The following is a 21,592-nucleotide window of genomic DNA, read 5'->3' on the forward strand; positions in this document are numbered from 1 at the left end:
AAGTAAGAATTTGTTACAGCGCTCGCCATTCGGACAAATGGCCAATCCGGGACCGATTCCATTCGCTCAAAGGAAAAAGCCGGACGGCTGTCCGGCTTCGTGCGGGCGGCGCGGGGCGGGCGCCGTCAGAGCGGCACGTCGATCGTGCCGGCGCCGGTCGTGATCGCGTTCGCCCCCGGCGCGGCCGAGATCGGCGGCAGGTTCGCGCTCGTCAGCGCGGGCGCGGCGCCCGGCGTGCCGCCGCGCGGCACCGTGCGGATCACCTGCGACGGCGGCAGCGGCGCACCGTTCTTCAGGTGCCGCCACATCAGGTTCAGCGCCTGCAGGTTGTAGTAGTGAACCGGCACGAAGCGCGTGTCGAAGCCCGGCACCGGCAGGAACGCGTCGAAGTGCTGGCCGTTCGTCACCTCGTAGAACACGAGCCGGCTGCGCCCGCCTTCGCTGATGCCGTTCTGCGCGACGTACGCGCGCGATGCGTGGTTCACGGGCACCAGCGCATCGCTGCGGCCCTGGACGATGATCGCCGGCTTGCCCTGCAGGTTCGCGTTCACGCGCACCGCATCGACGTTCGCGGGCATCCCGAGCATCCCGTTCGTCCAGAGCCGGCGCAGGCACAGCGCGCCCGCGAAGCTCGCATCGGGTGTCGCGAGCCGGTGGTCGATACCCGCGCCCGTGTTGAACACGAGGTCGATGCCGGCCGTCGGCGGCACGCCGTTGCCGACGCCGAAGACGGCCGGCATCGGCGACGTGGCCGGCGCGGCGACGGCGCCCGTCGCCGGGTTCGTCGTCGCGAAGCTGAAATTGCACAGGTTGTCGGTGACGCGCGAGCGCGTGTACGCGTTCGCATACGTGACGGCGATCGCCGGAATCGCCTGCGAATCCCACATCGGCGCTTGCAGCAGGTCGGAATCGGCAAGATAGCCGGCCGCGTGGAGCTGCGCGAGCGCGTCGGCGGCCTGGCTTTGCGTATCGGCCCCCGACACGAGCCCGGCCGCGGCGAGCGTCGCGCAGCGCTGCGTGCGGATCGCCTGCGTGGTCGCCGCCGGCAGCGCGCTCAGGTACGGCGCACCGGCAAGCGACGCCGACGCGGCCGCGCAGGGCTGAAGCAGGTTCGCGAGGGTCGCGTAGTCGGCCAGCGGCCGGCCGAACGACGGCACCGGCTGGCCGCCCGAGCGCACGACCGCGTTCGGCGCCATCCGCACGTTGATTTGCGGCTCGCCGACCACGACCGCGGTGATCCAGCCGCGATTGTCCTGCTCGGCCGCCGCGAGCGACGCGCCGCCGCCGTTGCTGACCGACGCGGCGATCGTCGTGATGTCGCCCGCGCGATAGCGCACGCCGTGATGCGAGCTGTCGATCAGCGGGCCGAACTGCTCGTTGAGCGCCCAGTACGCGAACTCGACCGACTGCAGCGTCACGCGCCCCCAGTCCTGCTCGGGATTCTGCTGCGAATGCGCGTGCTTGAACGCATAGCGGTTCGGGAAGCGGGAATTGAAGGTGGCGAGATCGCCGCTCGTCACGTTCGCGGTGAACAGGCTCGCGGTGCCGGCCAGCACCGCGTTGGCGAGCGTGCCGTCGATCAGCGTGACGGTGTCCGACATGAGTTCGTGCGCGCCGTTGCCGCCGCCCTTGTCGTTGTAGGCAACCGCGCAGCCGCGCTTGAGCGCCCATTCGCCGGCTGCGGAAATCGCGCCGTACACGCCGCGCGAGCCCGACGACGTCGCGGTGACGATGCACGGCTGCGCGGGATTGAAGCTGGCGGGCACCTGCACGAGCAGCGTCACGTTCTTGCTGCCGCTGCCGTCGTCGGAGTATGCGAGATATTCGGTGCCGGGGATCTTGCCTTCGCCGAGCGTGGCGTTGCCGTCGAGATCGACGTTCGGCCCCCAGAAGCGGCCGTAGCCGCCGTTCGCGCTCATGTCGACGAGCGCGCGGTAGTTCGACCAGATCGCAAGGCGGCGCAGCTCGGCGCCCGTCGGCCGGGCGGCATTCGCGAAGCCGGGGGCGGTGGCCGAGCCGAGGCCCGTCTTGCCGAGGCCGGCCGTCAGCAGGTCGTCGCTCGCGCCGTCATAGGCTGTCGTGCGCACGCTGCCGGACACGAAACCGGGCAACCGGTTGCGCTCGGCCGATTCGTCGCCGTTGCAGGCGCCGAGTAGCGCGATCGCGGCCAGCGCCGCGCCGAAAACCATCCGCCTGCCCCACCCGAGCCTCGTCATCGCCGCCCTCTCGATATCGTTATCGGTCCGCCGCCGCTTCATGCGGCTTGCGGCCTCTCAAGCGCAAACGGGCCCCGGCATGCCGGGGCCCGCCTGGAAACGGGCGCACGCGGCGCTCGCGCGCCGCCGCCCGGCATCACTGCTGCTGAACCGTCAGCTTGTTCGTGACCGACGTCACGCCCGCCACGCCCTTGGCTGCGGCTTCGGCCTTGTCGATCTGGTCCTGGGCCGGCATCGTGCCTTCCAGCGTGATCGCGCCGCCCTTCGAACGCACGACGAGGTTCGACACGTTGACGCCCGATTCCTTCGAAATCGCCTTGCGCACCGTATAGCCGAGCTTGCGGTTCGCCTTCTTCGCGGTTTTCGCGGCGGCCTTCGGCGCGCTGGTCGCTGCCGCGGGCGCTTCCGTTGCCGCCGCATCGCTCGACTGCGCATACACGCTGCCCGACAGACAGGCCGCCACGGCGGCGACACCCAACGCTCTCAACACGATCGACTTCATGCTATCTCCTTATCACTCCGGAACGGCCGTGCACAGTACGGCCGGATACCCCCAAAAACAGCCGGCCCGCGCGCGAACGGGCGGGACAGCCGGTGTTTTCCACGGCGATACGAGAGAGGCAAGACGGGCTGGCGGACGGCGCACGCGAGAGCGGGCCGGCCGGGCCGGACAGCCGCCGGCCGGACGCGCCCGGTCTCATTGCGTGCCGGGTCGCGCGCGAATCGGGCGCGGCTGCGTCGCACAATGTAATCCAGCGCCCGCGGAAGCGCAAAGCTTTTGACGCGGCGGCCCCCGCCGCTGTCGTCGCGCCGCCGCGCCGCACTCGCGCACGCACCGCGAAACCGGGTACCATCGCCGCGAGAATCCGCATCGTCCGCGCCGACCGTCACCGATACGTCACGCCAGCGTCATCCGCCGCCCCCCATGAAGCCAGCCCGCCCCCGCCCGCCTCGCCGCATCCTCGCCCGCTTCGTCGCGGTGTCGTGGCGCGACCTCGCGCTGTCGATCGGCCCCACCGTGCTGCTCGCCGCCACGGCCGTCTGGCTCGCGGTCAAGCTGATCCAGCCGGCCCCGCCGTCCACGCTCGTGATCTCGTCCGGGCCGCCCGGCAGCACGTACTGGAACGCCGCGCAGAAATACAAGACGATCCTCGCGAAGAACGGCGTCACGCTCGACGTCCAGTCATCCGAAGGGTCCGCCCAGAACCTCGCGCGGCTGTCGAACCCGAACGCGCCGGTCGACGTGGGCTTCGTGCAGAGCGGCATCGGCCCGAAGGAGCGCGACGAACACCTCGTGTCGCTCGGCAGCATCGGCTACGTGCCGCTCGCGATCATGTACCGCGGCCCGGTCGTCGCGCGCCTGTCCGATTTCAAGGGCAAGCGGCTCGCGCTCGGCGCGGAAGGCAGCGGCGCGCGCGAACTGAGCCTCGCGCTGCTGAAGATGAACGGCATCGTGCCGGGCGGGTCGACCGAGCTGCTGCCGACCGCCGGCGAGGATGCGGCCACCGCGCTGCTCGACGGCAAGATCGACGCGGCGTTCCTGTCCGGCGACTCGACACAGATCCCGGTGATGGCGAAGCTGTTCCGCGCACCGGGCGTGCACGTGTATTCGTTCACCCAGGCCGAGGCGTACGCGCGGCGCTTCCCGTACCTGACCGCGATCACGCTGCCGATGGGCGTCTACGATCTCGGCCGCAACCTGCCGCCCGCCGACATCCACACGGTCGCGCCGACCATCGAGCTGGTCGCACGCGACTCGCTGCACCCCGCGCTGTCCGACCTGCTGATCGAGGCCGCGCGCGAGGTGCACGGCCACGCGACGATCCTGCAGCACGCGGGCGAATTCCCGTCGTCCGTCACGCGCGGCTTCCCGCTGTCCGACGACGCCGCGCGCTACTACAAATCCGGCAAGACCTTCCTGTACCGGCGGCTGCCGTTCTGGGTCGCAAGCCTCGTCGACCGGCTGCTCGTCGTGGTCGTGCCGCTGATCGTCGTGCTGATCCCCGGGCTGCGGCTCGTGCCGTCGCTGTACGGCTGGCGCGTGCGCTCGCGCATCTACCGCTGGTACGGCGCGCTGATCGCGCTCGAGCGCCGCGCGCTCGGCGAGCACACGGCCGAGGAGCGCGTGCAGCTGCTCGACGAGCTCGACGACATCGAGGAAGCCGTGAACCGGATGAAGATGCCGCTCTCCTATGCGGGCCAGTTCTACGTGCTGCGGGAGCACATCGGCTTCGTGCGCGAACGGCTCACCGCGCACGACCACGACACGCCGGCCGGCCCGCCGGGCGCCGGCGGCCCGCCGCAGGCACGTGCCGACGCCGCGCCGCCGGCCGGCACGTCCCCTCGGGCGACTCCCGGTTCCGCTTGACCGGACGATCCGCGATCATTGCCGCATGCGTGCACCGCCGCGTAACATGGAGGCCGCCGCCAGACGCCGCACGCCCCATCCACTGGAGATCGACATGACAACCGGCCTCGATATCGCCCAGCCCGCCTGGTTCTTCGACTTCGTGTCGCCGTTCTCCTACCTGCTCCTCGAACAGCACGACAAGTGGCCGGACGTGCCGTTCGAACCCGTCGCCGTGTCGCTGCCCGACCTGCAGCGGCACTGGGGGCAGCGCCCCAGCGCCGACGTGCCGGCCAAGCGCGTGTTCACGTACCGTCACGCGCTGTTCCGCGCCGAGCAGCTCGGTATCCGCTTCAAGATGCCGCCCGCGCACCCGTTCGAGTCCGACAAGGTGCTGCGCCTCGCGATCGCGCTGCGCGCCGACATCGCGACCGTGCTGGAGATGTTCCGCTTCATCTGGCGCGACGGCAACGATCCGTCGACGCCGGAAGGGTTCGCGGCATTGTGCGAGCGGGTCGGCGTCGGCCACGGCGACGAGCTGATCGAATTCGAGGAGACCGCCGCGCAACTGGCACGCAACAACGCCGACGCGATCGCGCTCGGGGTGTTCGGCGTGCCGACGTTCTGGATGAACCAGCAGCTGTTCTGGGGCGAGGATGCGCTGCCGATGGTGCTGTACTGCGCGCGCACGCCGAACTGGCTCGAATCGCGCGAGGTCAAGCGGATCAGCGCGCTGCCGAAGGGCCGCGCGTGATGGCCGGTATCACGCACGGCAACGCGCGATTACGGTAACGTTACGCGTCACCCGAATCACCCCCACCGATGGAAGACGACGACCGTACCGCCTCGCTCGATATCTGGCTCGTGCGTGTGCTGCGCACGCTGCTGCTCGAGCGCAGCGTCACGCAGGCCGCGCTGCGGCTGAACCAGACCCAGCCCGCGATCAGCACCGCGCTGCGCAAGCTGCGCGAGACGCTGAACGACCCGATCCTCGTGCGCGGCAAATCCGGCATGGTGCCGACCGAATACGGCGCGTCGCTGCTCGAGGCCGCGCAGCGCGCGCTGCGCGAGGTCGATTTCATCGCGACGCCGCACGGCGACTTCGATCCGTCGTCCGCACGGCGCACGTTCCGCGTCGCCGCGCCCGATTACCTGAACGATTTCTTCATGCCGACGCTGATCGAGCGCTTTCGCGACGCGGCGCCGCATGCGCACCTGGAAATCGATTCGCTGAATCCCGCGCTCGATCACGCGGGCGCGCTCGAATCCGGCGCGCTCGATCTCGTGATCGGCAACTGGCCGAAGCCCGACCCGCAGTTCGCACGCCAGGACCTGTTCTCCGACACGATCGTGTGCCTGATGCGCGATGCGCACCCGCTTGCGCGCGGGCCGCTCACGCGCGAAGCGTACGCGTCGGCCGCGCACGTCGCGCCGACGCCGTACACCGGCGACAAGCGCAACGCGATCGAGATCGGCCTTGCCCGCGCGCACCTCACGCGGCGCATCGTGACGACGCTTCCGTACTTCGGGATCGTGCCGCAGGTGCTGCTGCAATCGGACCTGATCTTCACGACGACGCGCCGCTTCGCGACGCATTACGCGCAGTTGCTGCCGCTCGTCGTCGTCACGCCGCCGGTGCCGTTTCCGCGTATCAAGAGCTACCTGCTCACGCATCCGCAACCCGACCGGCCGACCGACATCGCGTGGCTGTGCGCGCTGATGCAGAGCGTGTCCGACGAGCTGACGGTCGCCCGCGGCCGCAAGCGCTGAGCCGCAAGCGGCGAGCTAAGCCGGCGCGGCCGTTCAGCCGTTCAGGCCGTACAGAAGGTTTCCTGCAGATGGGTCCAGCGCACGACGCCCGCCGCGTCGCGTTCGAACACGGCGGTCGCGCGGCGCGCGGGCAGCTCGCCCGAGGCCGCGTGCTGCGCCTCGAGATAGGTGAGCGTCGCATGCGACGCGTCGGCGGCGAGCACGCGGGTGTCCGACAGCGTGATGCGCAGCCCCGGCTTCGCGCCGGCGAGCTTCGCGAACAGCGCGCGCGTGCCGTCGTGGTCGACCTCGCGGCCGTCGGTCAGGATCATCGTGAAATCGGCGGAGAACGAAGCGAGCAGCGCGTCGAGCGCCCCGGGCGCGGTATCGACGCCGGACAGCCAGCGCTCGATGGCGACGAGGCTCGCATCGAGCGTGTCGAGATAAACCTGGTGATCGGACATGGTGCGTGCACGGTAAGGCGCGGCCCGGTGCCGCGCGTCGTCGTGCAGTGTATGCAAAAACGCGCGGCCATGCGCTGGCCGCGCGGTGCTATCGCGCGCAGGACACGTCGTCGCGCGCACGCCCCGCCGCGGCGGCCTTCGCGTCCGCCACCGGCATGCCCGAGCGCGCCTGCAGCAGCTCCGCGCACACGGCCACCGCGATCGCGCCCGGCGCCTTGTCGACGATGCCCGCGACGCCGATCGGGCACACCATCTCGACGAGCCGCGCCGGATCGACGCCGCGCGCGGCAAGCCGGCGCTCGAACTTCACGCGCTTGGTGCGCGAGCCGATCATCCCGAAGTACGCATAGTCGCGCCGCCGCATGATCTGCGCGGCGAGCGAGAAGTCGAGCGCGTGGTTGTGCGTCATCACGAGGAAATATGCGCCGGGCGGCGCCGCGTCGACGACGGCCTCCGGCGTGTCGGTCGGCTCCGGCTGCACGTTCGGCGGACATTCGTCCGGAAACAGCTCGTCGCGCGTGTCGACCCACTGCACGACGCACGGCAGCGCGCCGAGCAGCGTGACGAGCGCGTGACCGACGTGCCCGGCGCCGAACAGCACGATGTGCATCGGCGCCGGCGTGCCGCTCGCGCGGTTGCGCTGGCCGGTGCCCTGCGCGAACGCCGGGGGCGGCGCGGTGCGAAGCGAGCGTGCGGGGCCGTTCATGTCAGCCTCCGCCGGGCCGCCCCAAGGAGGCTGACCGCCCCCATCGGAAGCAGCGAACGAAGCGAGCGCGGGAGCCGTTTCATCTCAGCCTGCCTGACCGGCGCGCGCCGCACGCACCGCGCTGACCGCGCGCAGGATCGACTCGCCGGTGGCCGGCGCGTCGAGCGGCGGGTTCACCTGGTAGTCGCCGACCGCGGCCACCGCGTCGCGCACCGCGAAGAACACCGAGAACGGCAGCAGCAGCGGCGGCTCGCCGACGGCCTTCGAACGGTGGATGCTGTCCTCGACGTTGCGGTTCTTGAACAGCTGCACGTTGAACTCGGGCGGCGTGTCGTTCACCGTCGGGATCTTGTACGTCGACGGCGCATGCGTCATCAGCTTGCCGCCCTTGTTCCACCACAGCTCCTCGGTCGTCAGCCAGCCCATCCCCTGGATGAACGCGCCTTCGACCTGGCCGATGTCGAGCGCCGGGTTCAGCGATGCGCCCACGTCGTGCAGCGCATCGACGCGCAGCGTGCGCATCTCGCCCGTCAGCGTGTCGATCACGACTTCCGACACGGCCGCGCCGTACGAGTAGTAGTAGAACGGCCGGCCCTGCAGCTTCGACTGATCCCAGTACAGCTTCGGCGTCGCGTAGAAACCGTCGGACCACAGCTGCACGCGCGCGAGGTACGCCTTCGCGACCACGTCGCCGAACGGCACGCCGTTGCCGCCGACCCACACGAAGTCGTTGCCGAACCTCACGTCGGCCGCATCGACCTTGCCGTCGCCGAACTGCTTCGCCGCGAACACCGCGAGCCGCTCGCGCAGCTGGCGCGCCGCATCCTGCGCGGCCTTGCCGTTCAGGTCCGAGCCCGTGGAAGCGGCCGTCGCGGACGTGTTCGCGACCTTGCTGGTGTCGGTCGCCGTCACGCGGACCCGGCCGAAGCGGATGCCGAGCTCGTGCGCGACGACCTGCGCGACCTTCGTGTTGAGCCCCTGCCCCATCTCCGTGCCGCCGTGGTTCACGAGCACCGAGCCGTCGGTATAGATGTGCACCAGCGCGCCGGCCTGGTTGAAGTGCGTGACGTTGAACGCGATACCGAACTTCACCGGCGTGAGCGCGATGCCCTTCTTCAGCACCGTGTTGCGCGCGTTGAATTCGCGCACGCCCGCGCGCCGCGCGCGGTAGTCGCTCGTCGCCTCGAGTTCGCCGAGCAATTCCTGCAGCACGTTGTCCTCGACCGTCTGCCCATAAGGCGTCACGTTGCGTTCGGTCTTGCCGTACAGGTTCGCGTAGCGCACGTCGAGCGGATCGCGATCGAGCGAGCGCGCGATGTCGTCGAGGATGTACTCGATCGCGAACGCGCCCTGCGGGCCGCCGAAGCCGCGGAACGCGGTGTTCGACTGCGTGTTGGTCTTGCCGCAGTAACCGGCGATGTTCACGTCGCCGAGCCAGTACGCGTTGTCGAAATGGCATACCGCGCGCGTCATCACCGGGCCCGACAGGTCGGCCGAGAAGCCGCAGCGCGACGTCATGTCGAGCGCGACGCCGTCGATGCGGCCGTCGTCGTCGTAACCGACGTCGAAGCGGTAATGGAAGTCGTGGCGCTTGCCGGTGATCATCATGTCGTCGTCGCGATCCGGACGCAGCTTCACCGGGCACAGCAGCTTCCACGCGGCGAGCGCCGCGCAGCACGCGAACAGGCCCGACTGCGATTCCTTGCCGCCGAACCCGCCGCCCATCCGGCGGCACTCGACGAGCACGTTGTGCGACGCGACGCCGAGCACGTGCGCGACGAGGTGCTGCATCTCGCTCGGGTGCTGCGTCGAGCAGTACACGTGCATCCCGTCGTCGTCCTTCGGCACCGCGTACGCGATCTGCCCTTCGAGGTAGAACTGCTCCTGGCCGCCGAGCAGCATTTCGCCCGACTCGCGGTGCGGCGCGACGGCGAGCCGTGCGGCCGCGTCGCCGCGCGCGAGCTTCAGCGGCGGGATCACGTAGGTTTCGGCCGCGCGCGCTTCCTGCGCGGTGAGAATCGCCGGCAACTCCTCGTAGTCGACCTGTGCGCGGCGCGCGGCGAGCCGCGCGGTTTCATGCGACGTCGCGACGACGATGAACATCGGCTGGCCGACGAACTGCACGATGCCCTTCGCGAGCACCGGGTCGTCGTGGATGATCGGGCCGCAATCGTTGACGCCCGGGATGTCGTCGGCCGTGAACACGGCGACCACGCCCGGCGTCGCGCGCACCGCGTCGAAGTTCATCGACACGATCTTCGCGTGCGGCTTCGCCGACAGGCCGAGCGCCGCGTGCAGCGTGCCCGCGACGATCGGGATGTCGTCGGTGTAGGTGGCACGTCCGCTGACGTGCAGGTGCGCGGATTCGTGCGCACGCGAGACGTGGACCTGCGCGGCGTCGGCTTGCGGATCGAGGGTGTTCAGGAACGGTTCTGCTTGCTGGTTCATGTTCGGGGTTCTCCGTCTTCAGACGCGCGCCGCGTCGGTGCCGGTTTCGGCGGCCACTTCACGCACATTCAGGGCTTGCGGCGGCAGCGGGTCGTGCGGGCGCGTCTCCAGCCAGAATCGGTACATCAGGTTCTTCGCGGTATCGAGGCGATACGTGCTCGTCGCGCGCATGTCGGACAGCGGCTGGTAGTCGCGCTCGAGCGCCTGCATCGCGGCCTGCGCGGTGGCTTCGTGCCATTGCGCGCCGTCGAGCAGGCTTTCCGTGTGCGTCGCGCGCTTCGGCGTCGCGGCCATCCCGCCGAACGCGATGCGCGGCTCGCGGATCGTGTCGCCGTCCGCGATGAACGCGAACGCCGCGCACACGGCCGAGATGTCGGAGTCGAACCGCTTCGACAGCTTGTACGTGCGGAACTGCAGCTTCTCGCGCGCGCCGGTGCGGGTCGGCACCTTCAGGCCGACGACGAATTCGTGCGGTGCCATGTCCTTCTGCTGGTAGCCCGTGTACAGCGCCTCGAGCGGCAGCTCGCGCACCGTGTCGCCGCCGCGCAGCACCACGCGCGCGCCGAGCGCGATCAGGCCCGGCATCGAATCGCCGATCGGCGAGCCGTTCGCGACGTTGCCGCCGATCGTGCCGGCGTTGCGGATCGGCAGCGACGCGAAGCGCTTCCACATTTCGGTCAGCTCCGGATACGCGCCGGCCAGCGCCGCATACCCGTTCTCGACCGTCACGCCCGCACCGATCTCGATCCAGTCGTCGCCGTGCACGACGCGCTGCAATTCGGCGATCTGGCCGACGTAGATCAGGTCGTCGAGCCGGCGCATCTGCTTCGTGACCCACAAGCCGATGTCGGTGCTGCCCGCCAGAATGCGCGCGTCGGGCCGCTCGACCTTCAGCGCGGCCAGCTCATCGAGCGTGCGCGGCGCCGCGAAGCGCGCGCCGTCGAGCGTCGTGTAGTCGAACGTGTCGTCGCGCTTGAGCGACGCGAGCGTGCGGGCCAGCGCAGCCGTGTCGACCGGTGCCGACGGCGCCGGCCCATCGAACATCTGCACGGCCGCGTCGACGATCGGCCGGTAGCCGGTGCAGCGGCACAGGTTGCCGGTCAGCGCATCGGCGATCTCGGTGCGCGTCGGTACGTCCTTCGCCTTCGCGCACGCGCTGCCGCAGCCTTCGTGGCCGTGCTTCTCGTACAGCGCCCACATCGACATCACGAAGCCGGGCGTGCAGAACCCGCATTGCGAACCGTGACAGTCGACCATCGCCTGCTGCACCGGATGCAGCGCGCCGTTCGGCTGACGCAGGTCCTCGACCGTGAGCAGCGCCTTGCCGTCGAGCGTCGGCAGGAACTGGATGCATGCGTTGACGGCCTTGAACTCGACCGCGCCGGTGTCGGTCAGCTCGCCGACGACGACCGTGCATGCGCCGCAGTCGCCTTCCGCGCAGCCTTCCTTGGTGCCGGTGCAATGCGCGTCCTCGCGCAGGTATTGCAGCACGGTGCGGGTGACGTCCGCGCCGCTGACTTCGCGAATCGCGTGACGATGGTAGAAGCGGATCGGCTCACTCATGTCTCGAGGGTTCTTCAAATGGGGGGCAAGGCGGCCTGCGCAGTGCGCTCGACCGACGTTTTTCTGACAGTTTGCACGCTATCACCATCAAATTTCGCAACCCATAGCCCATCACGCATGGGGCCCATATAACTGCCGCGATATGAACGCCGGGGAACGCCGGGGCCGCCCGCCGCCCTTTCCGCACGGTGCCCTGTACCCATTCCCGATGTCTTCAACACCGTCCGTCATCGTCAAAAACGGGGCGCGATTAACTAAATGGTACCTGCGTGAAAACCGGTTCCATGGGAAAATCCCGATTCCCTTTTTCGCCGCCTTCCGTTCGTTTCGTTCATTCGTTCCGACCCCATGTCAACCGATTCCGCCACACCGCCGCGCAGCGGGTTCGCGGTCACGCTGCAAATCGTGTCCGTCGTCTGCTTCACGTTCATCTGCTACCTGACCATCGGCCTGCCGCTCGCGGTGCTGCCGGGCTTCGTCCATGACGACCTCGGTTTTTCCGCGATCGTCGCGGGCGGCGCGATCAGCGTCCAGTATTTCGCGACGCTCGCATCGCGGCCGCTCGCCGGGCGCTTCGCCGATACGCTCGGGCCGAAGCAGACGGTGCTGCGCGGGCTGGTCGGCTGCGGGGTGTCGGGCGTGCTGCTGCTCGTCGCGCTGCTGCTCGCGCACTGGCCGGTCGCGAGCCTCGTGCTGCTGGTCGCGAGCCGGCTCGTGCTCGGCGTCGGCGAGAGCCTGTGCGGCACCGGCGCGATCCTGTGGGGCATCGGCCGGGTCGGCGTCACGCACAACGCGAAGGTCATCTCGTGGAACGGGATCGCCACCTACGGCGCACTCGCGCTCGGCGCGCCGGTCGGCGTCGCGATCGCGCATACGCTGAATCCGGCGCTGATCGGCGTGATCGTGATCGCGCTCGCCGCGACCGGCTTCTATCTCGCGCGCCTGATCGATTCCGTGCCGCTCGTGCACGGAGAGCGGATGTCGTATGCGAGCGTGTTCACGCGCGTGCTGCCGCACGGCCTCGGCCTCGCGCTCGGCTCGGCAGGCTTCGGCTCGATCGCCACCTTCGTCACGCTGTACTACGCGGCGCGCCACTGGCCGAACGCCGCGCTGTCGCTGACCGTGTTCGGCACGCTGTTCATCGGCGCGCGCCTGCTGTTCGCGAACACGATCAAGACGTATGGCGGCTTCCGCGTCGCGATCGTGTCGTTCGCGTTCGAATGCTCGGGCCTCGTGCTGCTGTGGCTCGCGCCGGTGCCGCACGTCGCGCTCGTCGGTGCCGCGCTGACGGGCTTCGGCTTCGCGCTGATCTTCCCGGCACTCGGCGTCGAGGCCGTCGCGCTCGTGCCGCCCGCGAGCCGCGGTGCAGCGCTGTCCGCGTACTCGGTGTTCCTCGACCTGTCGCTCGGCATCACGGGCCCGCTCGCCGGCTATGTCGCGGGCGCGTTCGGTTATCCGCAGGTATTCCTGTTCGCGGCGGTGGCCGCCGCCGCGGGCGTCGCGCTGTCGATGGTGCTGTACCAGCGGCAGGCGCGGGTTGCGGAGAGCGGCGCGGCGGCATGAGCGCCCGGGCCGCGGGATATCGCGCGAGCCCTCGTTCCGACGGAAGGCCGCGCGGGGCCATTCGTCGGCGTCCGGCGAGACACGGCTTGACGTGACTTAACGCGGCAGTATGTTGAAGTCCCGCAGCACGCGGGCAGCGTCGACGTGGCGCCGGAACGGCACGGCGCGCTCGAGCATGAGCTTCGGTTCGGCACGATCGAAAAGCACGAGCGCTTCCGACGTGTTGAGATGGCGTGACATATACAGAAAACCGTCGACCCGGCGGCCATGCCCGTGCACGGCGAGCGACCATTGCTGCGGGATGTCGTACGGTACGACGGTCGACAGCGCGCCGTCGCCGCCAAGGTTTTTCAGCGGCAAGCCGTGCAGGACGGCCACCGTCAGCGGCGAGCCGGTAAACGACAGCACGAACCGCTCAAGCTCCGTCGTCACGAGCGGAAAGCCGCCAACGGCGAGATCGGCGACTTCGTCGTGCAGCACCGTCTCGGCGAACGCACAGTGCAGGTCGAAACCGAAATAGCTGGTGCCATACCGGCGCCGCTTGCGCGGGTCGTCGAAACGGTTGCCGCCCGACTTGCCGAAGTACGGCTCCCCCGTCTCGTATCGGGAAACGCGCACCAGCGCCGCCGGCGGAATCGTTCGCGTAACCAGCGTCGCATTCGCGAAGTGTTCGCTCGGTGGCCTCAACGTCAACCGCGCCTCCTAGCGTTCCGCGAACGCCGCCGCGGCACGCTCGACCTCGGCAAGCTTCCCCTGCGACAGCGCCTTCAGCGGCGTGACGTTGCCGAGGGACGCCTTGGGCGTCGTGAAGAATTGCCATTTGCTCCACCCCGGCAAACCACCCAGGCATTGCGTCACCTTCCCGAGCGTCTTGCGATCGATATCGCCCGTCAGATAAAAGGCCGGGTAGTACTGCGCCGCCCCCACGTCGACCGCGAAGATGCGCCCCGACACGACCGCCTTGCTGAGCGCCTGCCGTGTCATGCCGAGCCCCGCCCAGATCTCCGCGGCCGGCAGCAGCGCGCCCTTCGCGACGAGCGCCCGCCGTTCGGCCAGCGCGCGCTGCTCGAAATCGGCGGCCGCGGCATCCGCGCGGGCCGCCGGCCTCGCAGGCTGTTTCCTGCGAACGGGCGGTTGCCTGTCGCGGGTCGCGGCGGCAGCGATGCCGAACGTGATCGTGCCGGCCAGATCGATGACCTGGGCGATGCCGACCTTGAACAAGTGCCCCAGCTGTTCGTCCGACAGCCTGAGCAGCGCCCGGGCCCGATCGGGCCCGAGCATGGTCGCGGCGCCGACGGCGCTGCGCAGCGCCTCCTCGGTCTCGACATCGAGAACCGCAGCCACGCCTTCAAGCGCATGAGCCTGCCTGACCATCGCTACCTCCTTGCACGACCGGAAGCTCGAGACTAGGCCCGATTCGAAACCAAGTCAACCATGACAACCAAACTGACGACCGGGCAGGCGACATCGGGCCGCCCCCTCATCCGTCACGCCGTCCTCGGAAACAGCCTCCGCGTCAGGTCGAACGCGACCAGGTTGCCGGCCACCACCAGCAGCAGCCCGACCACCGCGAGCGGCGACCACTGGTAACCCTCGAACACCGTCGACACTGCCAGCGCGACGATCGGGAACAGCACCGTGCAGTACGCGGCACGCTCCGGCCCGATCCGGCCGACGAGGGTCAGATAGGCGGTAAAGCCGATCACCGAGCCCGGCACGGCCAGGTAGACGAGCGCGCCGAGATAACGCGGGCTCGTGTCGAGCGTGAACGGCAAGCCGGCCGCTGCGCTGCCGACGGTCAGGATCGCCGCGCCGATCAGCATCGCCCAGCCGTTGGTCGCGAGCGGGTGCAGCCCCATCGACTGCATCCGGCTCGACAGCAGGTTGCCGGCCGAGAAGCACATCGTGCCCGCCAACGCGATCGCGAGCCCCGTCCAGGTCGCGTGGTCGTCGAGATGGCCGGCCATCTGCTGCCAGAACAGGCATGCGATGCCGGTCAGGCCGAGCAGCGCGCCGGCGATCGCCGACGGCCGCAGCGGGCGGCCCATGAACAGCCGGCCGTTGATCGAATTCAACAGCGGCGCGGTCGAGAAGATCACTGCGACGAGGCCGCTCGGTACGACCTGTTCCGCGTAGTAGAAGCACAGGAAGTTCAGGCAGAACAGCGCGAAGCCCTGCGCCAGCAGGAAACGCCACGCTTCGCGCGGCGGGCGCACCGGCCGGCGCATCACGCGCAGCAGCGCGAACAGCACGGCGGCCGCGAGCCAGAAGCGCCAGGCGATCGACACGGGCGGCGGCACGGAGCCGAGCTGCCACTTGATCGCGATCCAGGTGGTGCCCCAGATCAGCACGGTGACGAAATAAAGCGACAGGTTCATGGCGGCAACGATCCAAAAAAGCGGGTGAAACGGGACTCCGACTATGCCGCCGCCCGGCGCGCGCCGATTGTCCGGAATTGCGGTCTTTTTCGGGCCGCCGCCCGCGGCGCCGCCCGCCCGCTTATACTCGGCCCATCATGAGCCTCACCCTTTCCGCGCCCCCCATCGACCACCCCGCCGCCCTGGCCGGCGGCGATCTGCCGTTCGGCCTGCAGTCGGTCTGCCGCACGCTCGCCGACGCGAACGCGACGCTCGAGCGCTTCGCGTGGCTAGGCGATCATCTCGCGATCGCCGAATGGACACGGATCACCGACGAAAGCGAGACGATCTACGAGCAGCCGGGCCACCACACGCTGTCGTGCTACCTCGACGGCGGCTACCAGACGGAACGCCAGCGCGTGCCGCGCTACGGCGCGCCGAGCCTGCTGTGCGCGCTGCCGGGCGACCATGAATCGCGCTGGTGGGTGCGCGGCGAGATGCACTTCATCCACCTGTATTTCCTGCCCGAGCACTTCACGCAGCGCGCGATCCGCGAACTCGATCGCGAGCCGCGCGAGCTGAAGCTCGCCGACCGCACTTACTTCGAGGATGCGCGCGTCGCCTCCCTGCTGCGCTCGCTCGCGCTGGACGGCTGGGACGATGCCGACGAGCGGCTGCGCGTGAACGAGACCGCGCACGAGGTGCTGAGCCTGCTTCTGCGCGGGCAGAGCACGACCCGCACCGACACGTCGTTCCGCGGCGGGCTCGCACCGGCCGTGCGGCGCCGTGTGCGCGACTACATCGACACGTACCTGACGCAACCGCTGACGCTCGGCGAACTCGCCGACGTCGCCGCGCTGTCCGAGTACCACTTCTCGCGGATGTTCCGGTTGTCGTTCGGCCGGGCGCCGCACGCGTGGGTGGCCGAGCAACGGCTGGCGCGGGCGCGCGAGCTGTTGCGCACGACGGCGCTGCCGCTCGCACAGATCGCGGCCGACTGCGGCTATGCGAACGCCGGCCACTTCAGCCATCGCTTCCGCGACGCTCACGGTACGACGCCGAATACCTACCGGCGTGCGATGCAGGGCCGCTGAGCGCGGCCCCGTCGCGGCTTACGCGCCGCGTCGCGACAGTTCCTGTTCGAGCGCCGCGACGCCGGCCGGCAGGTCGACCGGCACCTTCAGGTCGACCATCGTGCGGCCGAACGCATGCAGCGTACGGAACAGGTTGTGTTCACGGCACTGCTCGCCCATCTGTCCGATCCGCACGATCGGCAACCCGAACGAGCCCGAGATCTCGACCTGGTACTGCTTCGAGATGTGGCCGCAGACCATCCCCGGCGTCAGCCCTTCCGGCGTCTCGATCCCGACGACCGAGTTCAGCCGGCAATCCTTCGGCGCATAGAGCTTGAGCCCCATCGACTCGACGCCTGCCTGCAGCGCGAGCGAGCAGCGCAGGTGGCGCGCGAAGCGGCTTTCGAGCGTCTCCGCGCAGACGAGCCGCAGCGCTTCGTGCAGCGCGAGCACGCCCGACACGGGCGCCGTGTAGTGATAGCCCGCGTTGTGCCAGAAATTCTCCGCGAGCGCCATGTCGAGGCACCAGTGCGCGTTCGGCTCGGGGCGCTGCTTCATCCGGTTCCACGCGGCGTCGGAGAACGCGATCAGCGACACGCCCGGGATCGACGACAGCCCTTTCTGGCCGCCGGTGATCACCGCGTCGATGCCCCACGCGTCCATCTCGAGCGGCATCGTCGACAGCGTGCACACCGCGTCGACCACGACCAGCGCACCGGCCGCCTTCGCGAGCGCCGCGATGTCGCGCAGGTCGCGGTTCCACACGGTGTTCGACGTCTCGCCCTGCACGATCGTGACGATCTCGGGCCGCTCGCGCGCGATCGCGTCCGCGATCTCGTCGAGGCTCGCGACCGCGCGATCAGCCACTTCGAGCGTCGCGACGTCGGCGCCGACGCGCGTGGCCATCTCGGCCATCCGCGCGCTGAAGAAGCCATTGCGGATCGACAGCACGCGGGTACCGCGCCACGCGAGGTTCGAGATCGCCATTTCCATCGCGGCCGAACCGGGGCCCGCGACGCCGAGCACCCACTTCGTGCGGGTCTGGAACACGTAGCGCGCCATCTCCTTCACCTGCTCGATGATCTTCGCCATCGTCGCGCCGAGATGGTTGATCACGATCGTGTTCGCCTTCGCGACGGCGGCCGGGATCGGAACCGGGCCGGCCCCCATCATCAGCAGCGGTTCTTCGGGCAGGATCGCGTCGAGCGGCACGACGACGGGACAGGGAATCGGCGAGTAATCGATGGACATGGCAGGTAAAAGGTGAGGAAAGGAAGTGCACGGACGCTCGCCGCGCAGCATGGCGAACTGATCGATCATTCCGTGTTCCGCCGCCTCGCGCAAGAGGCACGCACGGCCGGACAGCGCAACGCTGGCCCGGTCGCCGGACCGGGCCAGCCAGCCGTGCGCGTGCCGCACGCCAGCCATTCGAAATGAGAAACGATTGCGGACCGGGTTGTGAAACGGTTCCATTCGTACGCCAGGCGCCCGATTTTCTCCGTCAATAACACAACGAATCGTCGAAACCGCCGGTTCAACGCGACTTCTGTATCAAAAAAATAGACCGAATCCGCCCTAAAAATCGCTTCACGGAATCCTGCACGCAAAACAGACGTGCGGCCCCCAAAAACATCCATTACTTCTGCATGTATTGGGGCACGCTTTCCATCAATACCGGAACAAGCGTGCCAGAATAGCCATCAACCCATTGATTAACATAGGAAATACTCGAACAACCGCGCTTACTCTAATACCCTGCCGTCTTTGAACGGCAGGCATCGATACAGCACCGCGTTTAACGCGTTACTCCCTATTTCGATTTTCCGCAACCCGCCCCTTTTCTCAGGTTGACGGATATCGCTTCTGTATTGAACAATCGTCTGCGGAATCGAAAAAAACGATTTTTCGATACGAAGGAAAACTGGGTGCCGCGCGATACGCTTTCGAGGTTGCGCGGCGAAAAGCATCAACCATAATCAATCAACCGGGCCAGAAATACGCAAGCCATGAACCAGATTCAGACCATGCGTGTATTCGTCTGCGTCGCCGAGCAGCAGAGCTTCCGGCGCGCGGCGCACCATCTCGGCGTGTCCAATGCACTCGTCACGCGTTCGATCGCGATGCTCGAGGGCCACCTGAACACACGGCTGATCCACCGCACCACGCGCAACCTGTCGCTTACCGAGGCCGGCGTGCGCTACCTCGACGGGTGCCGTGCGCTGCTCGAGGAATTCGACCACCTCGAATCGTCCGTCGCGCATGCCGTGCGCGAACCGGCCGGCACGCTGCGCGTCGTCGCGTCGGGCCTGCTGTCGCCGCTTGCACTGACGCCGCTCGTCAGCAGCTTCCGGCACCGCTACCCCGAGTTGCGCGTGCAGCTGACCGTCTCCGAGGGGCCGCTCGACGTGCTCGATTCGGGTTACGACGTCGGCATCGTCACGGGCAACCGGCTCGACGGCAACCCGACGCTGATCGGCCACGCGCTCGCGCCGAACCCGTTCGTCGCGTGCGCGGCACCGGCCTATCTCGAGCGACGCGGCGAGCCGCGCTTGCCCGACGACCTGCCGGGCCACGACTGGGTCACGCTCGCATCGCACCAGCATGCGCCCGCGTGGCAACTGGTCGGCCACGACGGCATCGCGCATTCCGTCACGGTGCGCCCGACCTGCACGGTCAATCAGCTCGCGCTCGTCCAGGCGGCCGCCGTGGCCGGGGCCGGCATCGCGGTGCTGCCCGAGCCGTGCGTCGCCGACGCGCTCGCGAGCGGCACGCTCGTGCGGCTCATGGCCGGCTACCGGATCGACGATCCCGACACGCAACTGTCGCTCGTCTACCCGAACCGGCAGTACGTACCGGCCCGCACGCGCAGCTTCGTCGAGCACGCGCTCGATCACTTCAGTGCGCAGCCGGCCCGCGAACGAACCGACTACGGCTTCCTGCGACCGCCGCGCGGGCCCGACCGCTCCGACATCGTCACGGGCCTGCAGTAAACTGCGCGCGTCAGCCTTCGGAGATGCAGCGTGCGCGTGATCCTGTTCAGCAGCCGGCAGTACGACGACGATTCGTTCGCTGCCGCCAACCGGCAGTTCGGCTATCGGCTGCACTTCCAGCCGTCGCACCTCGACGCGGAAACCGCGATCCTCGCGCACGGTTATGAGGTCGTCTGCCCGTTCGTCAACGACACCGTCGACGCGGCCGTGCTCGAACGGCTGGCCGACGGCGGCACGCGCCTGATCGCGCTGCGCTCGGCGGGCTTCAACCATGTCGACCTGGCCGCCGCCGAGCGGCTCGGCATCACGGTCGTGCGCGTGCCCGCCTATTCGCCGCACGCGGTGGCCGAGCACGCGGTCGCGCTGATCCTCGCGCTCAACCGCCGCCTGCCGCGCGCGGTCGCGCGCACCCGCGAAGGCGACTTCTCGCTGAACGGCCTGCTCGGCTTCGACTTGCACGGCAAGACCGTCGGCGTGATCGGTACCGGCATCATCGGCAGCGTGTTCGCGAAGATCATGATGGGCTTCGGGATGCATGTGCTCGCGCACTCGGTGCCGCCGTACAACGACGAACTGATCGCGTTCGGCGCGCGTTATGTCGAGCTCGACGAGCTGCTGCACCACGCCGACATCGTCAGCCTGCACTGCCCGCTGCTGCCGTCGACGCACCACCTGATCAACGAACGGACGCTCGCGCGGATGAAGCATGGCGCGATGCTGATCAACACCGGGCGCGGCGGCCTCGTCGATGCGCAGGCGCTGGTCGATGCGCTCAAGAGCGGCCAGCTCGGCCATCTCGGGCTCGACGTGTACGAAGAGGAAAGCGGGCTCTTCTTCGAGGATCACTCCGACCTGCCGCTGCAGGACGACGTGCTCGCCCGCCTGCTGACGTTCCCCAACGTGATCGTCACGTCCCACCAGGCGTTCTTCACGCGCGAAGCGCTGGCCGAGATCGCGCACACGACGCTGCTGAACATCGAGGCGTGGCATGCGGGCACGCCGCAGAACGTCGTGACCGCGAATCGCTGACAAACCGACGAAAACGGCTCATTTGACGGTTGCCGGCGCCACCGCAATCGTTTGCTTGTGGCCATCGCCGCAAACGAAGCGCGTTTCATCAACAATTTCGCGCTTTGTTTCGAATGATGTAACGATTCCGGTGCGCCGTCTGCTATCGTTGCGCCGACGTTATCCCGCCCCTCCCGCTCATGCGTTTCGACGACTCCGACATCGCCGCCGTCTACCGCGCCATTTTCGAACGGCGCGACATGCGCCACTTCACGCCGGCGCCCGTCGATCCCGCCGTGCTCGCGCGCCTGCTGCGCGCGGCACATCACGCGCCGAGCGTCGGCTTCATGCAGCCGTGGCGCTTCATCCGCATCACCGATCCCGCGCTGCGCACCGCGATCCACGCGCTGGTCGAGGCCGAGCGCCGCGCGACCGCCGACGCACTCGGCGAGCGCCAGGACGAATTCATGCGGCTGAAAGTCGAAGGCGTGCGCGAATGCGGCGAACTGCTGGTCGTCGCGCTCGCCGACGGCCGCGAGCGTCACGTGTTCGGCCGCCGCACGCTGCCGGAAATGGATCTCGCGTCCGCCGCGTGCGCGATCCAGAACATGTGGCTCGCGGCCCGCGCCGAAGGGCTCGGGATGGGCTGGGTCTCGCTGTTCGACGTCGACGCGCTGCGCGCGCTGCTGCGCATGCCCGACGGCGCGAAGCCGATCGCCGTGCTGTGCGTCGGGCACGTCGCCGCGTTCTATGCGAAGCCGATGCTCGAGCAGGAGCGTTGGGCCGCGCGGATGCCGATCGAAGCGTGCCTGTTCGAAAACGGCTGGGACGATCCGGCCCCGATCGATGCCGCCGGCGCGCCTTCGTCGCGCGCGGACACGACAGCGGCCCCCGACTCGGCAAGCACACCGGGCGCGTCGACCACGGGCGTCGACGGCTCCCCCGAACACATCGCCTGACGAGCACACGGTCGCCGGCATCGTGCCGGCACCGCGGCACATTCACCGCGGCAAGCCCCGTTGAATCCCACACTGTGAGCTTCACGCGCGCAGCCTCGTCGCACGCCGGCAACATCCGTTTTGGCCCCGAGCATAGGGGTTTTCACTGA

At 68.8% G+C, this 21,592-nt stretch carries 18 protein-coding genes; 8 read left to right on the plus strand and 10 right to left on the minus strand.

What is annotated here, in order from left to right; all coding sequences use genetic code 11:
- Positions 1–125: 125 nt before the first annotated feature.
- Positions 126–2,216 carry a D-(-)-3-hydroxybutyrate oligomer hydrolase gene (locus tag E9536_RS31600; RefSeq protein ID WP_136472040.1) on the minus strand — a complete coding sequence of 697 codons (2,091 nt, stop codon included), beginning with the start codon at positions 2,214–2,216 and terminating at the stop codon, positions 126–128.
- Between the two features lie 136 nt (positions 2,217–2,352).
- Entirely contained in the window at positions 2,353–2,718 is a 366-nt protein-coding gene (locus E9536_RS31605; RefSeq protein WP_021157129.1) for a BON domain-containing protein, read from the minus strand.
- 423 nt (positions 2,719–3,141) lie between these two features.
- Between E9536_RS31605 and E9536_RS31610 the strand changes: the two genes are divergently transcribed.
- The 3 genes from E9536_RS31610 to E9536_RS31620 all read left to right on the plus strand — a co-directional run bounded on the left by E9536_RS31610 (position 3,142) and on the right by E9536_RS31620 (position 6,333).
- Complete coding sequence (locus E9536_RS31610) at positions 3,142–4,584, plus strand: TAXI family TRAP transporter solute-binding subunit (RefSeq protein ID WP_136472127.1); 1,443 nt, start codon at positions 3,142–3,144, stop codon at positions 4,582–4,584.
- Positions 4,585–4,678: 94 nt separating this feature from the next.
- Complete coding sequence (locus E9536_RS31615) at positions 4,679–5,317, plus strand: DsbA family protein (RefSeq protein ID WP_027788237.1); 639 nt, start codon at positions 4,679–4,681, stop codon at positions 5,315–5,317.
- A 68-nt stretch (positions 5,318–5,385) separates the two neighbouring features.
- Positions 5,386–6,333, plus strand: a complete 948-nt coding sequence (locus tag E9536_RS31620) for a LysR family transcriptional regulator (protein WP_021157131.1) — start codon at positions 5,386–5,388, stop codon at positions 6,331–6,333.
- Between the two features lie 41 nt (positions 6,334–6,374).
- On the opposite strand, the gene E9536_RS31625 is transcribed toward E9536_RS31620, so the two are convergent.
- From E9536_RS31625 to xdhA, 4 genes are all read right to left on the minus strand, one after another.
- Positions 6,375–6,776: a nuclear transport factor 2 family protein gene (locus tag E9536_RS31625; protein WP_060193670.1), complete on the minus strand. Its 402-nt coding sequence runs from the start codon at positions 6,774–6,776 to the stop codon at positions 6,375–6,377.
- A gap of 88 nt (positions 6,777–6,864) precedes the next feature.
- On the minus strand, positions 6,865–7,482 hold the full coding sequence (gene xdhC / locus E9536_RS31630; protein ID WP_136472042.1) for a xanthine dehydrogenase accessory protein XdhC: 618 nt from the start codon (positions 7,480–7,482) through the stop codon (positions 6,865–6,867).
- A gap of 84 nt (positions 7,483–7,566) precedes the next feature.
- Positions 7,567–9,930: a xanthine dehydrogenase molybdopterin binding subunit gene (gene xdhB, locus E9536_RS31635; protein WP_136472044.1), complete on the minus strand. Its 2,364-nt coding sequence runs from the start codon at positions 9,928–9,930 to the stop codon at positions 7,567–7,569.
- Between the two features lie 18 nt (positions 9,931–9,948).
- On the minus strand, positions 9,949–11,493 hold the full coding sequence (gene xdhA, locus E9536_RS31640; protein ID WP_136472046.1) for a xanthine dehydrogenase small subunit: 1,545 nt from the start codon (positions 11,491–11,493) through the stop codon (positions 9,949–9,951).
- 348 nt (positions 11,494–11,841) lie between these two features.
- Here xdhA and E9536_RS31645 point away from each other — a divergent pair, with 348 nt between their 5' ends.
- Complete coding sequence (locus tag E9536_RS31645) at positions 11,842–13,056, plus strand: MFS transporter (protein ID WP_059698925.1); 1,215 nt, start codon at positions 11,842–11,844, stop codon at positions 13,054–13,056.
- Positions 13,057–13,152: 96 nt separating this feature from the next.
- Here the strand turns inward: E9536_RS31645 and E9536_RS31650 are convergent, their stop codons facing one another.
- From E9536_RS31650 to E9536_RS31660, 3 genes are all read right to left on the minus strand, one after another.
- Entirely contained in the window at positions 13,153–13,749 is a 597-nt protein-coding gene (locus E9536_RS31650; protein ID WP_060174623.1) for an RES family NAD+ phosphorylase, read from the minus strand.
- 9 nt (positions 13,750–13,758) lie between these two features.
- Positions 13,759–14,430 carry a hypothetical protein gene (locus E9536_RS31655; RefSeq protein WP_060359556.1) on the minus strand — a complete coding sequence of 224 codons (672 nt, stop codon included), beginning with the start codon at positions 14,428–14,430 and terminating at the stop codon, positions 13,759–13,761.
- Between the two features lie 113 nt (positions 14,431–14,543).
- On the minus strand, positions 14,544–15,434 hold the full coding sequence (locus tag E9536_RS31660; protein WP_027788245.1) for an EamA family transporter: 891 nt from the start codon (positions 15,432–15,434) through the stop codon (positions 14,544–14,546).
- A gap of 137 nt (positions 15,435–15,571) precedes the next feature.
- Between E9536_RS31660 and E9536_RS31665 the strand changes: the two genes are divergently transcribed.
- Entirely contained in the window at positions 15,572–16,507 is a 936-nt protein-coding gene (locus E9536_RS31665) for an AraC family transcriptional regulator (RefSeq protein WP_059698918.1), read from the plus strand.
- A gap of 18 nt (positions 16,508–16,525) precedes the next feature.
- On the opposite strand, the gene E9536_RS31670 is transcribed toward E9536_RS31665, so the two are convergent.
- On the minus strand, positions 16,526–17,737 hold the full coding sequence (locus E9536_RS31670; protein ID WP_027788247.1) for an alanine--glyoxylate aminotransferase family protein: 1,212 nt from the start codon (positions 17,735–17,737) through the stop codon (positions 16,526–16,528).
- A gap of 755 nt (positions 17,738–18,492) precedes the next feature.
- On the opposite strand from E9536_RS31670, the gene E9536_RS31675 reads away from it, so the two are divergent.
- The 3 genes from E9536_RS31675 (at position 18,493) to bluB (ending at position 21,443) form a co-directional block, all read left to right on the plus strand.
- Positions 18,493–19,476 (plus strand): LysR family transcriptional regulator, encoded by a 984-nt coding sequence (locus E9536_RS31675; RefSeq protein ID WP_059497303.1) that lies wholly within the window; start codon positions 18,493–18,495, stop codon positions 19,474–19,476.
- Positions 19,477–19,506: 30 nt separating this feature from the next.
- On the plus strand, positions 19,507–20,505 hold the full coding sequence (locus tag E9536_RS31680) for a 2-hydroxyacid dehydrogenase (RefSeq protein WP_027788249.1): 999 nt from the start codon (positions 19,507–19,509) through the stop codon (positions 20,503–20,505).
- A gap of 179 nt (positions 20,506–20,684) precedes the next feature.
- The gene (gene bluB, locus E9536_RS31685) at positions 20,685–21,443 is read left to right on the plus strand and encodes a 5,6-dimethylbenzimidazole synthase (RefSeq protein ID WP_136472048.1); all 759 of its coding nucleotides are present in this window, start codon (positions 20,685–20,687) and stop codon (positions 21,441–21,443) included.
- Positions 21,444–21,592 lie beyond the last annotated feature (149 nt).

It is taken from the genome of Burkholderia sp. LS-044 (assembly GCF_004803625.1).
In the GTDB taxonomy this organism is placed as follows: domain Bacteria; phylum Pseudomonadota; class Gammaproteobacteria; order Burkholderiales; family Burkholderiaceae; genus Burkholderia; species Burkholderia cepacia.

Excerpts from the sequence above, each read along its gene's own strand:
- E9536_RS31675 (WP_059497303.1), top strand. The coding sequence starts at position 18,493 with ATGAACCAGATTCAGACCATGCGTGTATTCGTCTGCGTCGCCGAGCAG.
- E9536_RS31670 (WP_027788247.1), bottom strand. The coding sequence starts at position 17,737 with ATGTCCATCGATTACTCGCCGATTCCCTGTCCCGTCGTCGTGCCGCTC.
- E9536_RS31600 (WP_136472040.1), bottom strand. The coding sequence starts at position 2,216 with ATGACGAGGCTCGGGTGGGGCAGGCGGATGGTTTTCGGCGCGGCGCTG.
- E9536_RS31615 (WP_027788237.1), top strand. The coding sequence starts at position 4,679 with ATGACAACCGGCCTCGATATCGCCCAGCCCGCCTGGTTCTTCGACTTC.
- bluB (WP_136472048.1), top strand. The coding sequence starts at position 20,685 with ATGCGTTTCGACGACTCCGACATCGCCGCCGTCTACCGCGCCATTTTC.
- E9536_RS31605 (WP_021157129.1), bottom strand. The coding sequence starts at position 2,718 with ATGAAGTCGATCGTGTTGAGAGCGTTGGGTGTCGCCGCCGTGGCGGCC.
- E9536_RS31610 (WP_136472127.1), top strand. The coding sequence starts at position 3,142 with ATGAAGCCAGCCCGCCCCCGCCCGCCTCGCCGCATCCTCGCCCGCTTC.
- xdhB (WP_136472044.1), bottom strand. The coding sequence starts at position 9,930 with ATGAACCAGCAAGCAGAACCGTTCCTGAACACCCTCGATCCGCAAGCC.
- xdhC (WP_136472042.1), bottom strand. The coding sequence starts at position 7,482 with ATGAACGGCCCCGCACGCTCGCTTCGCACCGCGCCGCCCCCGGCGTTC.
- E9536_RS31655 (WP_060359556.1), bottom strand. The coding sequence starts at position 14,430 with ATGGTCAGGCAGGCTCATGCGCTTGAAGGCGTGGCTGCGGTTCTCGAT.
- E9536_RS31645 (WP_059698925.1), top strand. The coding sequence starts at position 11,842 with ATGTCAACCGATTCCGCCACACCGCCGCGCAGCGGGTTCGCGGTCACG.
- E9536_RS31625 (WP_060193670.1), bottom strand. The coding sequence starts at position 6,776 with ATGTCCGATCACCAGGTTTATCTCGACACGCTCGATGCGAGCCTCGTC.
- E9536_RS31665 (WP_059698918.1), top strand. The coding sequence starts at position 15,572 with ATGAGCCTCACCCTTTCCGCGCCCCCCATCGACCACCCCGCCGCCCTG.
- E9536_RS31660 (WP_027788245.1), bottom strand. The coding sequence starts at position 15,434 with ATGAACCTGTCGCTTTATTTCGTCACCGTGCTGATCTGGGGCACCACC.
- xdhA (WP_136472046.1), bottom strand. The coding sequence starts at position 11,493 with ATGAGTGAGCCGATCCGCTTCTACCATCGTCACGCGATTCGCGAAGTC.
- E9536_RS31620 (WP_021157131.1), top strand. The coding sequence starts at position 5,386 with ATGGAAGACGACGACCGTACCGCCTCGCTCGATATCTGGCTCGTGCGT.